This is a genomic window from Caballeronia sp. LZ035, from assembly GCF_031451175.1.
Taxonomy (GTDB): Bacteria; Pseudomonadota; Gammaproteobacteria; order Burkholderiales; family Burkholderiaceae; genus Caballeronia.
On record NZ_JARUXS010000004.1, the window covers coordinates 1,145,344 to 1,162,206 of the forward strand.

14 protein-coding genes are annotated in these 16,863 nt (G+C 65.2%); 8 read left to right on the top strand and 6 right to left on the bottom strand.

What is annotated here, in order from left to right:
* The first annotated feature begins 51 nt into the window (after nt 1–51).
* Together QCE88_RS35610 and QCE88_RS35615 are read left to right on the top strand one after the other, a co-directional pair.
* On the top strand, nt 52–747 hold the full coding sequence (locus QCE88_RS35610) for a response regulator transcription factor (protein ID WP_309837991.1): 696 nt from the start codon (nt 52–54) through the stop codon (nt 745–747).
* A gap of 149 nt (nt 748–896) precedes the next feature.
* On the top strand, nt 897–1,403 hold the full coding sequence (locus QCE88_RS35615; protein ID WP_309910225.1) for a hypothetical protein: 507 nt from the start codon (nt 897–899) through the stop codon (nt 1,401–1,403).
* Nucleotides 1,404–1,431: 28 nt separating this feature from the next.
* Here the strand turns inward: QCE88_RS35615 and QCE88_RS35620 are convergent, their stop codons facing one another.
* Nucleotides 1,432–1,644: a hypothetical protein gene (locus tag QCE88_RS35620; RefSeq protein WP_309910227.1), complete on the bottom strand. Its 213-nt coding sequence runs from the start codon at nt 1,642–1,644 to the stop codon at nt 1,432–1,434.
* A 500-nt stretch (nt 1,645–2,144) separates the two neighbouring features.
* On the opposite strand from QCE88_RS35620, the gene mprF reads away from it, so the two are divergent.
* Nucleotides 2,145–4,739: a bifunctional lysylphosphatidylglycerol flippase/synthetase MprF gene (mprF, locus tag QCE88_RS35625; RefSeq protein ID WP_309910228.1), complete on the top strand. Its 2,595-nt coding sequence runs from the start codon at nt 2,145–2,147 to the stop codon at nt 4,737–4,739.
* On the top strand, nt 4,736–6,031 hold the full coding sequence (locus QCE88_RS35630; protein ID WP_309910230.1) for an AcvB/VirJ family lysyl-phosphatidylglycerol hydrolase: 1,296 nt from the start codon (nt 4,736–4,738) through the stop codon (nt 6,029–6,031). The genes mprF and QCE88_RS35630 overlap by 4 nt, the downstream gene beginning before the upstream one ends.
* Before the next feature lie 44 nt (nt 6,032–6,075).
* Here QCE88_RS35630 and QCE88_RS35635 read toward each other — a convergent pair whose 3' ends face one another.
* On the bottom strand, nt 6,076–6,585 hold the full coding sequence (locus QCE88_RS35635; protein ID WP_309910232.1) for a DUF1993 domain-containing protein: 510 nt from the start codon (nt 6,583–6,585) through the stop codon (nt 6,076–6,078).
* Nucleotides 6,586–6,722: 137 nt separating this feature from the next.
* A complete protein-coding gene (locus QCE88_RS35640) occupies nt 6,723–6,893 on the bottom strand; it encodes an oxidoreductase-like domain-containing protein (protein ID WP_309910235.1) in 171 nt (56 codons plus the stop codon).
* A 167-nt stretch (nt 6,894–7,060) separates the two neighbouring features.
* Here QCE88_RS35640 and QCE88_RS35645 point away from each other — a divergent pair, with 167 nt between their 5' ends.
* The 3 genes from QCE88_RS35645 to QCE88_RS35655 all read left to right on the top strand — a co-directional run bounded on the left by QCE88_RS35645 (nt 7,061) and on the right by QCE88_RS35655 (nt 12,391).
* Nucleotides 7,061–9,502, top strand: a complete 2,442-nt coding sequence (locus QCE88_RS35645; protein ID WP_309910236.1) for a penicillin acylase family protein — start codon at nt 7,061–7,063, stop codon at nt 9,500–9,502.
* 130 nt (nt 9,503–9,632) lie between these two features.
* Nucleotides 9,633–11,102: a M20 family metallopeptidase gene (locus QCE88_RS35650; protein ID WP_309910237.1), complete on the top strand. Its 1,470-nt coding sequence runs from the start codon at nt 9,633–9,635 to the stop codon at nt 11,100–11,102.
* Between the two features lie 179 nt (nt 11,103–11,281).
* On the top strand, nt 11,282–12,391 hold the full coding sequence (locus QCE88_RS35655) for a malate/lactate/ureidoglycolate dehydrogenase (RefSeq protein WP_309910239.1): 1,110 nt from the start codon (nt 11,282–11,284) through the stop codon (nt 12,389–12,391).
* 78 nt (nt 12,392–12,469) lie between these two features.
* On the opposite strand, the gene QCE88_RS35660 is transcribed toward QCE88_RS35655, so the two are convergent.
* On the bottom strand, nt 12,470–13,375 hold the full coding sequence (locus QCE88_RS35660; RefSeq protein ID WP_309910241.1) for an NAD-dependent epimerase/dehydratase family protein: 906 nt from the start codon (nt 13,373–13,375) through the stop codon (nt 12,470–12,472).
* A 199-nt stretch (nt 13,376–13,574) separates the two neighbouring features.
* Between QCE88_RS35660 and QCE88_RS35665 the strand changes: the two genes are divergently transcribed.
* Nucleotides 13,575–13,967, top strand: a complete 393-nt coding sequence (locus QCE88_RS35665; protein ID WP_309910242.1) for a RidA family protein — start codon at nt 13,575–13,577, stop codon at nt 13,965–13,967.
* A gap of 16 nt (nt 13,968–13,983) precedes the next feature.
* Here the strand turns inward: QCE88_RS35665 and QCE88_RS35670 are convergent, their stop codons facing one another.
* Both QCE88_RS35670 and QCE88_RS35675 read right to left on the bottom strand, forming a co-directional pair.
* Nucleotides 13,984–15,705: an acid phosphatase gene (locus tag QCE88_RS35670; protein WP_309910244.1), complete on the bottom strand. Its 1,722-nt coding sequence runs from the start codon at nt 15,703–15,705 to the stop codon at nt 13,984–13,986.
* Between the two features lie 226 nt (nt 15,706–15,931).
* Nucleotides 15,932–16,726: a sulfite exporter TauE/SafE family protein gene (locus QCE88_RS35675; RefSeq protein WP_309911021.1), complete on the bottom strand. Its 795-nt coding sequence runs from the start codon at nt 16,724–16,726 to the stop codon at nt 15,932–15,934.
* Nucleotides 16,727–16,863 lie beyond the last annotated feature (137 nt).

The window sequence follows — 16,863 nt, forward strand, 5'->3', positions numbered from 1 at the left end:
AGAAGTCGTCCAAGGCCCGCGTAAGATCGGAACCGTTCTCGGAGCGTCGCAATGGAAAATGGCTATTTCAAAACAGTATTGCTAGTTGAGGACGAAGGGCTCACCAGGAGCGCGATGAAAAGTCTCATCCTGGCGAATGAGCCCTTGCTCGAAATCGACGAGGCCGACGGTTTCGAACAGGCGAAAGTCAAGCTTTCGGCCAATACCTACGACCTCATCTTCCTCGACTACCATCTGCGTGGCCAGGACACCGGCATGGACCTGCTGAACTGGATCCGCGAGGAAGAGCGCGAAGTCCAGACCATCATGCTGTCCGCCCAGGACGACCGCGACACCGTGCTCGAATGCATCAAGAACGGCGCGTGCGGCTTCATTTCCAAAGGCAGCGAGCAGGGCGCCGGCGTGTTCCGCGAGGCACTGAAGACCATTCTCAACGGCCGCGTCTACCTGCCCAACACCGTGCTCGGCAAGGGCGGTCACAGCCCGAGGCCCGTCACGCCGCATCCGAGCGTAACGGTCGAATCGCTCGACCTGCCGCCGCGCCTCACCGAGACGCTGCGTTATCTGCTGCAAGGGCTGTCGAACAAGGCGATCGCGCGCAAGATGAACATCAGCGAGAACACCGCGAAGGAATATTCGAGCGATCTGCTCGCGCGCTTCCATGTCACGCGGCGAACCTTCCTGATCGTCGAAATGGCGCGGCGCGGCATCGAAATGCCGATGAGCAATACCTCGTCGGCGTCCTGATCCCGGCGCAGTCACGCAAGGCCGCCTCGGAGGCGGCCCGTCCGCGTTTCGGAACGTTCCGAGGAATTCATCGCGAGATGGTAAGGTAGAGCCCGGACTAATTCGAGACGGGTTCAGCGCAGGTGATTCGCAGGCTATCGTTCAAGAAAATGCAAGGTGCCGGTGCGGCGTTCGCCGCGAGCGCGGTGCTGATTCTCGGCGCGTGTGCGCCCCTTCCACAGCAGGACGGCACGGATACCGTCGCGCCCGCGTCGGGCACGGCGCCGGTCCAGGCCGCGCGCACGCCGGTGCGGCCGCCCGCACCGAGTCTGCCGCCGGGCGAGCGCCGCATCATGGTGGGCAGCCCGGACGGCTATCACCTGATGGTCAAGGCGAAGACCCCCGGCCAGGTGTGCGATAACGACGCCTTTGCCGACGGCGTCCGCTATGGCTACGCGCTCACCTGGAACCGGATGGTCGGAGAAGACGCGCGCAACGGCGGCAAGCCGAAGCGCAAGTTCGATCCCGCCGCGATCCACTCGCAGGACGACCAGTACAAGATCCAGTGGGACGGCAAGGAGCGCGTCAACGCGTGCGCGTCGGACGGTTATCTGATCGGACGGGTGGTGGGCACCCATCTGGCGACCGTCGACATGCGCGACGGCAAGCCTTCCTGAGCCGCCGCGCGGAGCACTCGGTCGCTGCTCAGTCGCAAGTGTGGGTGGCCGCGACATAGCGGCTCGCCACGCCGATATCGCCGTAGATCGTGTAGCCGGTGTTGTTCGCCGACGCCTGCGCGATCAACAACACCACCGATTGACTCGTCAGACCGCCGCTCGGAATCGAGATGGCCTGCGTATCGGGGCCCGGCGAGTATTCACGCACGCGTCCGCCGATCGGCGCCCATGCCGATTTCACGCAGCGGACGAAATCGTAAGGTTTGCTCTGTGACGTGCCGGACCCGATCGGCACAGTTCGGAGCAGGCTGTCGTCCGTCGCGACGCACGCGCTCAACAGGGAAGCACTCAGCGCCGCGCACAGGAGCGTTATTTTTCTCTTCATATGATTCAAACCCTTTTTTAGTCAGTTTCGCGTTGCCGGTGCGATCTTAGCGGCTTTTCTTCATTTGGTTCGGCGCCTCGAATTACAAACAGTAAGACCTGCACCGTTGCAACAGCACCCGCAAACCTTACAGTCCGTACTTTTCCCAATATGCGTCAAGTCGGGTCAACCGTCGCCGTTATATAGGCGTTTCATTGCCTGAAGCCATTTGTATGGCGCGAGCGCGGGCGACCCGAGCCGAAAGCGTGTTTTTCGAGCGCATGGCGCGTACGGTGCGCAAGCCCGCTAACCCTGATGTACCGCTGCCCTCGGCGATTTCCCGCCGGCCGGCATCGTGAGCCAGTCTGATAGAACGCATGTCCCGCACAAAGTTGCTCGCCCGGCTTCGCGCCATCGCCCCGTCCGGCCTTACTTCCGGCGGCTTCCAGCTTCAGCGGCTCGCCGCGCCCGTCCTGACGGTCGTGATCTGCGTGCTGCTCCTGATCGTCTTCCAGCATCTTTCGCGCGCGGTCGACTACAAGTCGGTCGTGCATTCGCTGCGCGTGATGACGCCGCAAGCCTGGCTGGCTGCGCTGTTCGCCACCGCGCTGTCCTTCGCCGCGCTCGTCGGGCGCGACGCGGTCGGGCTGCGGCACATCGGCGTGACGCTGCCGCGCTCGCTGCTGTGGGTCGGCGCGACGGTCGGCTCGGCGCTCGGCAATGTGACCGGCTTCGGCGCGCTGACGGGCGGCGCGGTGCGCTGCCGCGTCTATGGCGCATCCGGCGTAACGCCCGCGCAAGTCGGCCGGCTCACCCTGTTCACCAGTATCACACTAGCGCTCTCGCTGGCCTTCATGGCCGCCGCGGGCATGCTGTTCGACGCGCACACGCTCTCCGGCCTCGTGCACCTGCCGCCCGCCGCACTGCGCGTGACCGGCGCGGCCTTGCTGGCCGTGTTCGTCGCGATGGTCCTGCTGTGCGGCCGCGCGCCGCGCACGTTGCAGTCGCGCTGGAAGTGGCTGTCGTTCACCGTGCCGGCGCGGCGCGATTTCGTCGCGCAGGCAGCACTGGCCGTCGTCGATGTCTTCGGCGCGGGCCTCGCGCTCTGGGCGCTGCTGCCGAATCCGCACGTCGGTTTCTTCGATTTCATGACGGTCTTCTCTGCCGCGATGCTGCTCGGCATGATCGGTCATACGCCGGGCGGCGTCGGCGTGTTCGAGGCGGCGATGGTCTTCGCGCTCGGCGGCAGCGCGCAGACGCCCGACGTGGTCGCGGCGCTGCTCGCGTACCGCGCGATCTACTTCGGCCTGCCGCTGATCCTCTCGGCCGGCGTGATGGCCGCCTTCGAAGGCCGCGCGCTGAAAGGCCGCTTCGGCTTCCTGAGCCCGCATCACGTGTCGCAGCTGGCGCCGGTGTTCCTGTCGATCGTCACGTTCGCGGCCGGCACCATGCTCGTCATCTCCGGCGCGACGCCGGCCTTCAAGATGCGCATCGCGCTGCTGCAAACCATCGTGCCGCTGTGGGTGCTGGAAAGCTCGCAGTTGCTCGGCTCGGTGCTCGGCGTGCTGCTGCTGTTCGTCGCGCGCGGCCTGCTGCGCCGGCTTGACGCCGCCTGGTGGCTCGCGCTGGGCCTCGCGGTCGCCAACCTGGCGCTGTCGCTGGCGAAGGGTCTCGCATTCGTCGAAGTGGGCGTGCTGGCCTTCCTCATCGTGCTGCTGGTTTTGACGCGCGAACGCTTCAATCGCCGTTCGTCGCTGTTTGCCGAGCGTTTCACGGCAACCTGGCTGATCTCGATCGGCGTCGTGATGGCCTTCGCGTTCTGGATCATGTTCTTCGCGTTTCGCGACGTGCCGTACAGCGGCGACCTCTGGTGGCAGTTCGCGTTCGACGAACGCGCCCCGCGTGCGCTGCGCGCGACGCTCGCCGCGGCCGTGTTCGGCACGGTGTTCGCCGTGTGGCAGCTGCTGCGTCCGGCGGCGGGCCGTTTCGTGAAGCCCGCGCCGCAGGATCTCGCCGATGCCGCGCGCATCTTCCGCGCGCAGGAGCGCAGCGACGCCGGCCTCGCGATGATGGGCGACAAGAGTTTCCTGTTTTCGGAGTCGCGCGAAGCCTTCCTGATGTACGCGAAGCACGGCCGCACGTGGGCCGCGTTGCATGATCCGGTCGGTCCGCGCCGCGAGTGGGCGGAACTGATCCGCAAGTTCGTGGAACTGGCGCATGCGCACAACGGCCGCGCCGCGTTCTATCAGGTGCGCGCCGACGCGCTGCCGCTGTATCTCGATGCCGGCCTGACGCTGATGAAGCTCGGCGAGGAAGCGCATGTCGCGCTGGCGGACTTCGACCTGAAGGGCTCGCACCGCTCGCATCTGCGCTATGCGCTCAAGCGCGGCGAGCGCGATGGTTTCGATACCGAGGTCATCGGACCGGACCGGATCGTCGAAAGTCTGCCGATGCTCCGCGCCATCTCCGATGACTGGCTCGACAGCCGTTCCGCGCGCGAGAAGAGTTTCTCGGTAGCGGCGTTCACGGAGGACTATCTGTCGGCGCAGTCGGTATTGCTGGTCCGGCAGCAGGGCGAGCCGGTCGCTTTCGTCACCTTCATGACCACCGACATGAACACGGAAGCGACCGTCGGCGTGATGCGCCATGTCGACGCGGCGTCTTCGTACGCGATGGAATATCTCTTCACGAAGCTCGCGCTGCATCTGAAGGAAACGGGTTTCAAGTCGCTGTCGCTGGGCATCGCGCCGCTGTCGGGCATGGAGCCGACGCCGCTCGCGTCGCACTGGCACCGCTTCGCCGGCCTGGTCTGGCGCTTCGGCGGGCGTTTCTATAACTTCCGCGGCCTGCGCGGATTCAAGAGCAAGTTCCAGCCGCGCTGGGAGCCGCGTTACTTGGCGGCGTCCGGTTCGGTCGGCGTATTTTTCACTTTGGCGGATCTCTCGCTTCTCGCGGGCGGCTGGCGTTCATGACATTCCTTTGCAAGAAAGCGGCGGCCTTCGCGACCGCCGCCGTGTGTGCTGTTTCCTGGCTGGGCGCGGCGCATGCCGCCGAATCGATTCCCGGCGGCCGCTACGGCCAGGTGATGTTGACGAAACCCACCGGCGACATGACAGGTTTCGTCGTGCTGTTTTCGGAGAAGAGCGGCTGGAGTCCGTCCGACCAGCAGGTCGCCGACGCCCTCGCCGCGAAAGGCGCAATGGTGATCGGCGTCGATACGCTGAAATACGCGGCGCAGGTGAAGGCGGACAAAAGCGAGAAGGAGTGTCACAACCTCGTCGGCGATGCGGAGAACATGAGCCATCAGCTCGAGCGCACCGTGCAGACGAACCACTACTATTCGCCGATCCTCGCAGGCACCGGCCAGGGCGCGGCGCTCGCGGAGAGTTCGCTGCGTCAGGCGCCGGACAATACCGTGGCAGGCGCGGTGTCGCTCGGCGCCGATGCCCAGCTCGACGCCCGTTTCGATCCGTGTCCGCCGGACCCCACCATCATCCACGCCAAGGGTTTGCCGGGGTTTCTGGAGCGCGCGGCGGCGCCGCAGCCGGGTCACTCGAAGGCCGACGCGCTGGTCGCGATGACCGCGCCGCATCTGAAGAAGGCCGAGCCGGTCGCAGACGGCGATGTTTCCGATCTGCCGCTGATCGAACTGCGCGCCGACAAGCCGACCGATCTGCTCGCCATCGTGATTTCCGGCGACGGCGGCTGGCGCGATCTCGACAAGACCATGGCGCTTGCGTTGCAGCGTGACGGCGTGTCGGTGATCGGCATCGATTCGCTGCGGTACTTCTGGAGCGAGAAAACGCCGCAGCAGACGGCCAACGACCTCGCCCGCGTGATTCGCTTCTACAACGCGCGCTGGCATACGAGCCACGTGGCGCTGCTGGGCTATTCGTTCGGCGCCGATGTCATGCCGTTCGCCTACAACCGTCTGCCGGACACGGTGCGCGAGCAAGTGTCGTACATCTCGCTGATGGGCTTCTCGCCCGCCGCCGATTTCCAGATTCGCGTGACGGGCTGGCTCGGCATGCCGGCAAGCGACAAGGCGCTGAAAGTGCGGCCAGAGTTGAACAAGGTGCCGCCGGCGATGGTGCAATGCATCTACGGCGAGAAGGAAGAAGACACGCTGTGCCCGGATCTGACGAAGACGGGCATCGACGTGGTGAAGCTGCCGGGCGACCACCACTTCGGCGGCGACTACGACGCGCTCGCGCGCCGCATTCTGTCCGGCTGGCGCAAGCAGATCGCGGCGCGGCAGGGGTGAGCGGGACTGTTTCGTCCCGCATCGCCCGGCGTTTTGCTTGAGTCTTACTTGAGCGGGCCGAGGAAATCCCGTTTGCCGATCGGCGCGCCGAGATGGCGCAGGATGTCGTGCGTCGTGACGACGTGGAAATAGAAATTCGGCAGCCCGAAGCCGAGCAGATAGTCGACGCCGGAAAACGACGGCGAAAAGTCCGGAAACTTCAGCGTGACCGTGCGTTCTTCGCTGTCGACGAGCGTGGACTTGTCGATGCTCTTCAGATACGCAATCGTCTTCTCGATGCGCGCCTGCAGCGACGCGAAGCTGTCCTCGTCGTCCTCGAAACGCGGCGCCTCGACGCCTGACAGGCGCGCCGCCGAAAGCTTGGCGGTATCACTGGCGCGCTGAATCTGCGCGACGAGCGGCAGCATGTCGGGGGCGAGGCGGGCGTTGATCACATCGGCGTGGACAAGACCTTTCTGGTCCGCGAAGGCGGCGCCTTTGGCGAGCAGATCCGCGCACACTTCGAGGCCGCGGATGAAGACGGGAATCGATGCGCGATACATCGTGAGAGACATGGGGCGGTGCTCCTTGAGATTGGATTTCGACTGCTTCCAGGCAACCGGAATCGGCTCCGGCCGACAGGGGACATCAGCATAGCGCCGGGCGCGCGGAACTGCTTGGATCGGCGGACGAAAGCCGCTTTCGAGTCTCGTTAGCCGGCGTCCGGATCATGACGCGCTTCCCACGCCGCCAACTCCGACCGATAGCGCGCCAGCGCTTCGTCATAAAGATCGAACACGCACGGGTTGCAGCCGCTTTGACAGCAATCGCCTGGCAGCGGGTGTTCGGGCGGTGTGGGGCGTGGATCGTCGGTTTGGGTCATCGGCAGGATGAATGGGTCAGGGGCACCACCGCTTCGCGAGACAACTGCGAGCGGCTAGACTTTGGCGGTGCAGGCTTCGCACCCGATGCGATACTGCGCGCGGACGGTGGCTCGCCCATCGTCTCGGCTTCATGGTTTCACGCTGACTGGACCGAAGGACTCGCGCGATGAATCAGACCATCAGCCTCGTCATCTCCGGTGTGCTCGCGAGCGCCTTGCTGGCCGGTTGCGCGTATGCACCGTCATCCTCAGATGTCGCTTCCCCCTCCGCACAGACCGCGCAAGGAACGTGGAGCGCCGAAATTCGCCGCACCCGCGACGGCATTCCACACATCCGCGCCGCCGACTGGGGCAGCCTGGGTTTCGGCTTTGGCTATGCACAGGCGGAGGATAACCTCTGCACGCTCGCCGATGCCTTCGTCACCTATCGCGGCGAACGGTCCGCCTTCTTCGGTGCGGATGCGCGTCCGACAGCGCCTGCGACCTTTGGTCAGCCGCGCAACATCGACTCGGACTTCTTCTTCAGGCTGATCGGCGAGCAGGCGAACCTCGACCGCTTTCGCGCGGCGCAGCCGGCCGACCTGCGCAATCTGATCGATGGTTTCGCCAGCGGCTACAACCGCTATCTCGCCGATCTCGATGCCGGCCGTTCGCCGGACGCGCACGCGGCGTGCCGGGGCAAGCCCTGGCTGGGGAAGATCGACGCGGACGATATCTACCGGCGTCTGATCGCGGCCAATCTGGCGGGCGGCTCGGTGCGCTTCATCACGCCGATCGCGACGGCCCATCCGCCGACTGCCGCCGCGACCGCGCCGCGCGGCACACTCGACGCGCCGGAGCAGACAGCGGACACGCTGCGTTTTGCAATCGGCGACACGCCTGGCATCGGCAGTAATGCGCTCGCGTTCGGCGCGCCGGTGACGAACGACGGACGCAGCATCCTGTTCGGCAATCCGCACTGGTTCTGGCGCGGACCGGACCGTTTCTATCAGGCGCAGCTGACGATTGCCGGCAAGGTGAACGTCGCGGGCGTGTCGTTTCTCGGCGTGCCGCTGATCGTGCTCGGTTTCAACGAGAACGTCGCGTGGACGCATACGGTGTCGAGCGCGCGGCGCTTCGGCATCTTCCAGCTCGCGCTGGATCCGGCTGATCCGACGCGCTATCTCGTCGATGGCCAGAGCGAGACCATGACGCCCGTGCCGCTCACGGTGCGGGCGCGGCGCCCCGACGGTTCCTACGAGACGGTCTCGCGCACGCTGTACAAGACGCGCTATGGTCCGGTCGTCGATCTGTCTGCGCAGGCGGCGGGTCTCGGCTGGAACGCGCAGCGCGCCTACGCGCTCGCCGACGTCAACGCCGACAACCTGCGTGCCTTCCAGAACTTTTTCGCGTGGAACCAGGCGCGTTCGCTGAACGACTTCATCGCGATCCAGAAACGCTACGCCGGCATGCCGTGGGTCAACACCTTCGCGATCGGTCGCGGCGATGCGCGCGTGTGGTTTGCCGATATCGGCCCGATTCCTGATGTTCCTGACGACCTCCTGGAAACTTGCACGACGCCCGCCGGCCGTGCGTTCGCGGGGCGCGTGCCGGGCGTGCCGTTCCTCGACGGCGCCAAGAGCGCCTGCGCGTGGCGTGTGGATCCGGCCAGTGCGCAAGCGGGCGCGCTGCCCGTCGGGCAATTGCCGAACACCGTGCGCGGCGACTATGTCGGCAACTTCAACGACAGCTACTGGCTCACCAATGCCAACGCGCCGTTGACGGGCTATCCGCGTGTCGCGGGGGCCACGCGCGTCGAGCAATCGCTGCGTACGCGTTATGGCCATCTGCTCGCCGCGCGCCTGCAACGCGAGCGAGGCGGCGTGACGCGCGACGCGCTGGAAACAGCCGTGCTCGAGACTCACTCGATGTCCGAACGGCTGTTCCGCAAGCCGCTGCTCGATGCCATCTGCACCGTCAACGATGCGCTCTCCAACCTGCACGATGCCTGCGAAGTGCTGCGCCAATGGAACGGGACGGCGGATATCGATGCGCGCGGCGCCAACCTGTGGGACGAGTTCTGGATGCGCATCACGCGCATTGCGCCCGAGCGGCTATATGCATCGGGTTTCGATCCCGACAAACCGCTTGCGACGCCGGCAGATTTCAACGTCGACAATCCGGCCGTGCTGCAGGATCTGCGTCAGGCGCTGGGCGGGGCGGCGCTGGCGCTCAGACTGAACGGCTTCGCGCTCGATTCGCGGCGCGGCGACATGCTCTACACGACGCGCCAGGGTGCGCGCGTGCCGCTCTACGGCGGATGTGACGAGGCGGGATATTTCACGGTCGTGTGCGCGCGGCGGCCGCTGGACGCGAAAGGCTATCCGATGGATCCGAACGGGCAGGGCGACAGCTATGTCCAGGTCGTGACGTTCGGCGCGGACGGCACGGATGGCGTGGAAGCAGACACGATGCTGTCGCACTCGGAATCGGACGATCCGGCATCGCCTCACTCCGGCGACGCGACCCGCGCATTCGCGGCGAAGCGCTGGTCGCGTTTTCCGTTCACCGAACAGGCAATCGACGCCGATCCGGCTGTGACGCGCGTGGTGGTATCGGCTGGGCCGTGAGGATGTTGCCGGAACGCAGGCGCCCCTGCGTTGAGCGCAGTCAAACAAATTGTATGAGCAATGATTCGCAATTCGAGTCTGGCGTGAATCCCGTCTATCATGAGATTTTTGCTTCAATGGACACACGCTCATGACTACCGGCGGCGGCATGCAACACGACGAGGCGGTGCGGCTGGACTCCGCTGCGCTGCGCGATTTTGTGGAGCGCAAATGGAACGACGAGATCGTTCCGGCGCTGACTGATTACATCGCGATTCCTGCAAAAAGCCCGATGTTCGACACCGACTGGGCGCGCCACGGCTTCATTGAGCGCGTGGTGACGGACGCGGTGGACTGGGTGAAGACGCAGCCGGTCAAAGGGCTCAAGGTCGAGATCGTGCGCCTGGCCGGACGCACGCCGGTCATCTTCTTCGAGGCGCCCGCGACCCGTTCGGGAAGCACGGAAACCGTGGTGCTCTACGGCCACCTCGACAAGCAGCCGGAATTCGAAGGCTGGCGCAATGACCTCGGCCCCTGGACGCCGAAACTCGAGAACGACAAGCTCTATGGCCGCGGCGGCGCCGACGACGGCTACGCCACCTACGCCAGCATCACGGCGCTCGCGGCCCTGGATGCGCAAGGCGTGGAGCGACCGCGCTGCGTGGGCATCATCGAGACCTGCGAGGAGTCGGGCAGCTACGACCTGCTGCCCTACATCGATGCATTGCGCGACCGGCTCGGCGAGGTCGGTCTGGTGATCTGTCTGGACTCGGGCGCGGGCAACTACGATCAGCTGTGGCTGACCACATCGCTGCGCGGTCTGGTCAGCGGCGACCTCGAGGTGCAGGTGCTCGACGAAGGCATTCATTCAGGCGGCTACGGCGGGATTGCGCCGTCGACGTTCCGCATCATGCGGCAGCTGTTCGAGCGCCTCGAAGACGCGAGCACCGGCGATCTCCTGCCGAAGAATTTTCATTGCGAGATTCCGGTGCTGCGGCAGCGCGAAGCCGCGGTCACCGCCAATATTCTCGGCGACGATGTCTGGAAAAAGCTGCCGTGGAGCTGCGGTCAGGACGGCGGCAGTGTCCTGCCGACCACCACGGACCCGCACGAGGCGCTGCTCAATTCCACCTGGCGTCCTTCGCTGACCGTGACAGGCGCGGCCGGCCTGCCCGCGCTCGCCGATGCCGGCAACGTGCTGGCGCCGCGCACGGCGTTCAAGTTGTCGCTGCGCCTGCCGCCGCTCGTCGAAGCGACGGCGGCGGTCGCGCAACTGAAGTCGCTGCTCGAACTCGATCCGCCCTACAACGCCCGGGTGACATTCAAGCCGGAAGCCGGAGCGGCGACAGGCTGGAATGCGCCCGACCTCGCGCCCTGGCTCGCCGGTTCGCTGAACGACGCGTCACGGCGGCATTTCGGCGCGGATGTGGCCTTTATCGGGCAGGGCGGCACGATTCCGTTGATGAACACGCTGAAGGAAGGCTTTCCGCGCTCGCAATTCATGGTGTGCGGCGTGCTAGGTCCGAAGTCGAACGCGCATGGACCGAACGAATTTCTTCATGTGCCTTACGCGAAGAAGCTGACGGCGTCGGTGGCGGAAGTGATCGCGCTGGCGCCTTGACGTAGACGGCCTTGCAAGATGGTTGAGTGTAGCCCGGCTCGTCCGGGCTTTTTTTCGGCCGCTCGCGGAAAACCGCGAATTCAAACTGGTAAGGCCAGTTGATCGTCGGTAAAGTGATAGGCCTGCACGCGTCCCGACGCTGGACGCGCAAGCCAATCATCATGGAGACGAGTGTCGCAATGAACGCATCTTCCACGCCCAGCACAAACGCCCCGGAGCGGCGCATTGCCGCCGACACGCTTCACGCCTATGTCCGCGCCATCTGGACCCACGCCGGCAGCGCGCCGCGCGAGGCCGAACTGATCGCGGACCACCTCGTGATGTCGAACCTGTCGGGGCACGATTCGCATGGCATCGGCATGATTCCGCGCTATGTCGCATCGCTCGGCGAAGGGCAATTGCAACTCAACACGCACGCCGAAATCGTGCGCGATGCCGGCGCGGTATTGAGCATCGACGGCCGCAAGGGCTTTGGCCAGGTCGTCGCCTATGAGGCGATGGAACTTGGCATCGAGCGCGCCAGGAAACTGGGCGTGTGCGCGGTCGGTCTGCGCAATGCGCATCACATCGGACGGATCGGTCACTGGGCGGAACAGTGCGCGAAGGCCGGCCTGGTGTCGTTCCATTTCGTGAACGTCGCGGGCGATCCGCTGGTGGCGCCGTTCGGCGGGATCGACAGCCGTTTTGGTACGAATCCGTTCTGCGCGGCTTATCCGCGCGATGGCAAAGCGCCGCTGGTGCTCGACTTCGCGACGGCCGGCATTGCGTACGGCAAGACGCGCGTCGCGTACAACAAGGGGGTGAAGGTCGCGCCGGGCATGCTGCTCGACCATGAAGGGCATCCGACCATCGAACCGAAGGTCATGCACGAGGAGCCCTTCGGTACGCTGACTGCGTTCGGGCTGCACAAGGGCTCGGGGCTGGCCGCGCTGTGCGAGATTTTCGGCGGGGCGCTGTCGGGCGGTTACACGACACATGAAAGCACGCTGGAGAAGACGAGCGCGATCATGAATTGCATGACCTCGGTGATTCTCGACCCGAACGCGTTCGACGCGCCCGCCGCGCAGCAGGAAGCGGAAGCGTTTCTTGCCTGGATGAAGGCTTCGCCGCGTGCCGAGGGCGTGGCTGAGATCCTGGCGCCGGGCGATGCGGAAGAAGCGCGTCGCGCGGAATGTGGCGCGAAGGGCATTGCCGTCGATCCGACCACGTGGCGGCAGATTCGTGAATCGGCGGAGAAATCCGGCATGCCCCAAGCGGATGTCGAGCGTTATTCGAGCGCGCTGAAATAAGGTGTTGCCCTCTGCCTGCGCGGCAAATTGGTCAAGCCAGTTTGCCGCGCGGTGCTGCTCATGTGCGGTGGGCCGTGCTTACGCCGGTTTAGTGACGAGTTCGTTTTCGATCCACTCGATCACGGACGTCCGCCTGGGCTGCCAGCCGAGCGTTTCACGGATGCGCTGGCTGCGCACGCGGCTGTTCGAGCCGAGGCCGTAAGAGGCCATTTCATAGCCCCATTCCTTGATTGCTTCTTCCAGCGGCCAGTCTTCCGGGCCGCGCAGTTCGAGCGCGCGAGCCATCGCGGTCGTCATGTCGCGGAACTGCGCTTCGCCGCTTTCAACGAAATAGAACGTGCCGGCGGGCGCCTTCACGAGCGCGAGCCGGTAGGCTTCCACGACATCGTCGATATGCACGTTCGACCAGATATTCAGGCCCCGGCCGACGTGGCGCACGACGCCGCTTGTCCGCGCCTGTCTCTCCAGGCGCGGCAACTGGACGCTGCATGCACCCGGCACCACGCCATGGCCGTAGATCAGCGTGTTGCACAATACCGCCGAGCGCACGCCGCGGCGGGCGGCGTCGAGCACGAGACGGTCGATGGCCACGCGCGGCGCCTTGTCCTGCGTCGGTTCGGGCAGATCGTCTTCCGCGTAGATCCGCTCCGACGCTTCGCCGCCCGACGCGTCCCCGACGATGCTGGAGCCGCTCGTATGCAGCAACGGCTTGTTCGAGCCTTCGAGCGCGCCAAGGAGCGTTTCGACCGCGCTGCGATGGTCGCTGCTTGCGGCGTTGATGACGGCGTCGGCTGCCTGGGCTTCGGCGGCGAGCAACGCGACGTCGTCCAGACTGCCGATGACCGGCTCGATGCCGAGTTGCTTCAGGTCGCCGGCCTGTTCGGCGCGACGGATGAGTCCGCGGACGCGATGTCCGTCACGCGCGAGCCCGGCGGCGATTGAACCGCCGATGAAACCGCCAGCACCCGTAATGAAAATGTTCATGTTCTTGCTCCAGTGGATGATTCAGGTTCGATGAAGCGAGTATGAACCGCTTCGACTTTCGCAAAAACAGTGATAGTTTCAAATCAAACTTGACTCCAGATCAAGAATCCGACGCGCCTGGATTGCTCTTCGATCGCCGACAACGGGTTTTCGTCGAGCGGCGCTTTCCTCCTCATCAACGTCATTCGACAGAACAGCCATGCCACCGATCGAACTCATCAACGCCCCTGGCCTGCCCATTCCTGCGGGCCATTACAGCCACGCGACGCGGGCGGGCAATCTCGTTTGCGTCTCAGGCCAGTTGCCCGTGCGCCCGGACGGCACGCATACCGGCGATCGCCCGTTCGAAGAGCAGGCTGAACAGACGCTCGCCAATCTGCGTACCGTGCTGGAAGCGGCGGGCGCGGGCCTCGACGACTGTATCGAGGTGACGGTGTACCTTGCCGGCGTCGAGCACTGGAAGGCGTTCAACGAGATCTACGCCCGCCATTTCGGCGCGTGGAAGCCGGCGCGCGCCGTGGTGCCGGTGGGCGCGCTGCACTACGGCTATCTGATCGAGATAGCCGCGCGCGCGTGGGTTGAGCGCGGCTAGCGGCACATGCCCGACGCTAGGTCAGGTCGAGCGCGGTGGTCAGGTCGCCGAGCGGCGCCTGCCCGCGTTCGGCCATCGCCCAGTCCCGTCTGTTGACACCTTCGAGCGGTTCAAGATCATGCACCCGTGAGATGAAGCGCAGGATCGAGTTGGTGTCGTGCACGGTGTGATCGACATGGCCTTTCCTCGCGAAGGGCGAGATCACCAGGGCTGGAATGCGCGAGCCGGGCCCCCAGCGGTCGCCCTTCGGCGGGGACACGTGATCCCACCATCCGCCGTTTTCATCCACGGTAACGATGATGACGGTGTTCTGCCACTGCGGCCCGCGCTGGATATGTTCGATCACATTCGAAATGTGGCGGTCGCCCGACGCAACGTCCGCATAGCCCGCGTGCATATTGAGATTGCCCTGCGGCTTGTAGAACGTGACGGTGGGTAGGCGGCCGGCGTCGATGTCGGCCAGCAGCTTGTTCGTGGACGGGTCGTCGCCAAGGCCGGCGTCGCGCAGATGTTGGGCGCGCGCGGCCGTGCCGGGTGCGTAGTTGGCGAAGTAGTTGAAGGGCTGATGGTGATACTGAAAATCCGGCACCGCGCCGGTGTCGCGATGGTCCAGCGCGTACTGCCATGCACCGCTATACCACGCCCAATCGACGTTCTTCGCGGACAGCCGGTCGCCGATGTTCGCGTAAGTCTGAGGCGGCAGCACGAGCGCGTTGGCCCGGTCCGCCAGGCTCGGATCGCCACCGGGTGGCGGGGGCACATTGCTCGGCTGGAACGGCGGGAACATGGTGTTGACCGCGTAACCGTCGGCGGTCAGGGCGCCGTCGCGGACGAACTTCGGCGGGCCTTCGAGGGCCGACACAGGCGAATTCGGCGCGAGCTTCAGGCGCGAACCCGTGGGGTCGTCGCCTTCGACCACGGCGAGCAGCTTGGCTGCCGGGCCAGTGCTGGCATCTGTGTAGAAGGGCGGCTGAGCCGAGATCAGGAAGATGTGGTTCAGCCATGACCCGCCGAATGCCGACATGAAGAAGTTGTCGCACAAGGTGTATTGCTGCGCGAGTCCCCAGAGCTTCAGGGTGTCCGGTGAGTTCTGATAATGACCCATGACGAGGCCGCCGGAATCCCCCCACGCCGCGAATTGATTGTTGCGTCCGGCGTTGATTTGCATCTGGTTCTGATAGAACCGGTGCACGAGATCCCGCGTGATGACGGAATTGGGCAGCGGCGCGCCGTGGGCATCGGGAATCTGGAACGGCCCGTTGCGCAAGCCGGTGATCTGCTGCTCGGTAATGGCGTAACGCACGCCGTCCACTTCCTGCGCCTGCGGGACGAGACCGCCCCAGATCTTCGGCAACGAGGCCATGGGCGTGACGCCGTCGCGGTCGAGCTGGGTGTAATGCGACGCGGGCACGCCCGAGAGCGGGTATTGAACGCCCGGAAAATTACCGTAGAGGTTGGTGAAGCTGCGGTTCTCCGCATAGATCACCACGATGTTCCTGACCTGGGCCGCAAGGGTGCGGTCGAGCGCGAGGTCTGCCGCTGTCTTCGGTGTCGACGGTTTCTGTTCGAACAGGTTGCATCCACTGAGCGTCAGCCCCGCGAAACTGACACCCGCGACGCCCGCCGCCAGCAGCCTGCGCCGCGCGGGGTCCGCGGGAGCGTCACTGGCCGAGCCTTCGTTGCTCAAGGATGCATGCTCGCCAGAAAGCGCTTTTTGCGGATGGTCGTTCTGATTCATCGCCTGACTCCTCGTGAAGACACGGCACGCGCCCGATGACGCACGCCAGACGCCCGTATTACCTGGCGGTCGATGGAGCGGCCATGATGCCGCATTGGCCGGCCGTATGAAAGCTGGCCGAATGGCCTAGGACGAATCCAGAATCAGGTGGGGCCGGGGTGCGGCAGGGTCAGAATCGGCTTATGTCTTTTGGCCGACTGGAAACCATCATGCGACGTGACTAACATCAACTGAAAACGAGCTTGACTCCCACGAGCAGCAGCGTGGCGGCGAGCACGTGTCGCAACAGGGCTTCGGGCGCCTTCGAGGAGAGCATGCTGCCCACGGCAATACCTGGAATGGAGCCCACGAGGAGCGAGGCGAGCAGGGACCAGTCCACTGAACCGAGCATCCAGTGGCCCGCACCGGCAATCAGCGTCAGAGGCACGGCATGGGCCACGTCCGAGCCCACAATGCGTACGGTCGCGAGCCGCGGGTACAGCAGCAAGAGCACGGTCACGCCAATCGCGCCTGCGCCCACGGAGGTGATCGAAACCAGCACGCCGAGCACGGCGCCGGTGAAGACGGTCCAGGCAACCGTGCGCGCCGGCTGCTCGGGGCGGTTGCGGCCCTTTTGATAAGCGAGGCGCGCGAGTTGCGGGCGGAAGATGAGTGAAACAGCGGTGATCAGCAGTGCGCTGCCAAGAATTACCTGAATGAGGCGTGCGGTATCCGGCGAGCCTATGCCGTGCGCGTGCAGGAAGTAGAGCGTGATGGCGGCCGCGGGCACGCTGCCCGCCGCGAGCCGGCCGGTGATGCGCCAGTCCACGGAGCCCTTGAGGCCGTGTACCAGTGTGCCGGCGCTTTTGGTGGCGGCAGCGTAGAGCAGGTCGGTGCCCACGGCCGTCGCCGGGTGAATGCCGAACAGAAGGACGAGGAGCGGCGTCATCAGCGAACCGCCGCCCACGCCCGTCAGTCCGACCAGGAAGCCCACCGCGAGGCCCGAGGCGGAATAGAGTAGATCAATATGCGGAAATGACATTGCGCGCGGAGAACCCGTCAGGCCTGGTGGAGTCGAAAAACCGTCGATGATAGCGGGTAAGCGCTTTACCTGGTGCATGCAGGTGCCGTGCGTACGAGCGTTCGGCATATGCGCCGCCACTTCGGGTGCATTCAATC

Excerpts from the sequence above, each read along its gene's own strand:
- QCE88_RS35610 (WP_309837991.1), top strand. The coding sequence starts at position 52 with ATGGAAAATGGCTATTTCAAAACAGTATTGCTAGTTGAGGACGAAGGG.
- QCE88_RS35615 (WP_309910225.1), top strand. The coding sequence starts at position 897 with ATGCAAGGTGCCGGTGCGGCGTTCGCCGCGAGCGCGGTGCTGATTCTC.
- mprF (WP_309910228.1), top strand. The coding sequence starts at position 2,145 with ATGTCCCGCACAAAGTTGCTCGCCCGGCTTCGCGCCATCGCCCCGTCC.
- QCE88_RS35630 (WP_309910230.1), top strand. The coding sequence starts at position 4,736 with ATGACATTCCTTTGCAAGAAAGCGGCGGCCTTCGCGACCGCCGCCGTG.
- QCE88_RS35635 (WP_309910232.1), bottom strand. The coding sequence starts at position 6,585 with ATGTCTCTCACGATGTATCGCGCATCGATTCCCGTCTTCATCCGCGGC.
- QCE88_RS35640 (WP_309910235.1), bottom strand. The coding sequence starts at position 6,893 with ATGACCCAAACCGACGATCCACGCCCCACACCGCCCGAACACCCGCTG.
- QCE88_RS35645 (WP_309910236.1), top strand. The coding sequence starts at position 7,061 with ATGAATCAGACCATCAGCCTCGTCATCTCCGGTGTGCTCGCGAGCGCC.
- QCE88_RS35650 (WP_309910237.1), top strand. The coding sequence starts at position 9,633 with ATGACTACCGGCGGCGGCATGCAACACGACGAGGCGGTGCGGCTGGAC.
- QCE88_RS35655 (WP_309910239.1), top strand. The coding sequence starts at position 11,282 with ATGAACGCATCTTCCACGCCCAGCACAAACGCCCCGGAGCGGCGCATT.
- QCE88_RS35660 (WP_309910241.1), bottom strand. The coding sequence starts at position 13,375 with ATGAACATTTTCATTACGGGTGCTGGCGGTTTCATCGGCGGTTCAATC.
- QCE88_RS35665 (WP_309910242.1), top strand. The coding sequence starts at position 13,575 with ATGCCACCGATCGAACTCATCAACGCCCCTGGCCTGCCCATTCCTGCG.
- QCE88_RS35670 (WP_309910244.1), bottom strand. The coding sequence starts at position 15,705 with ATGAATCAGAACGACCATCCGCAAAAAGCGCTTTCTGGCGAGCATGCA.
- QCE88_RS35675 (WP_309911021.1), bottom strand. The coding sequence starts at position 16,726 with ATGTCATTTCCGCATATTGATCTACTCTATTCCGCCTCGGGCCTCGCG.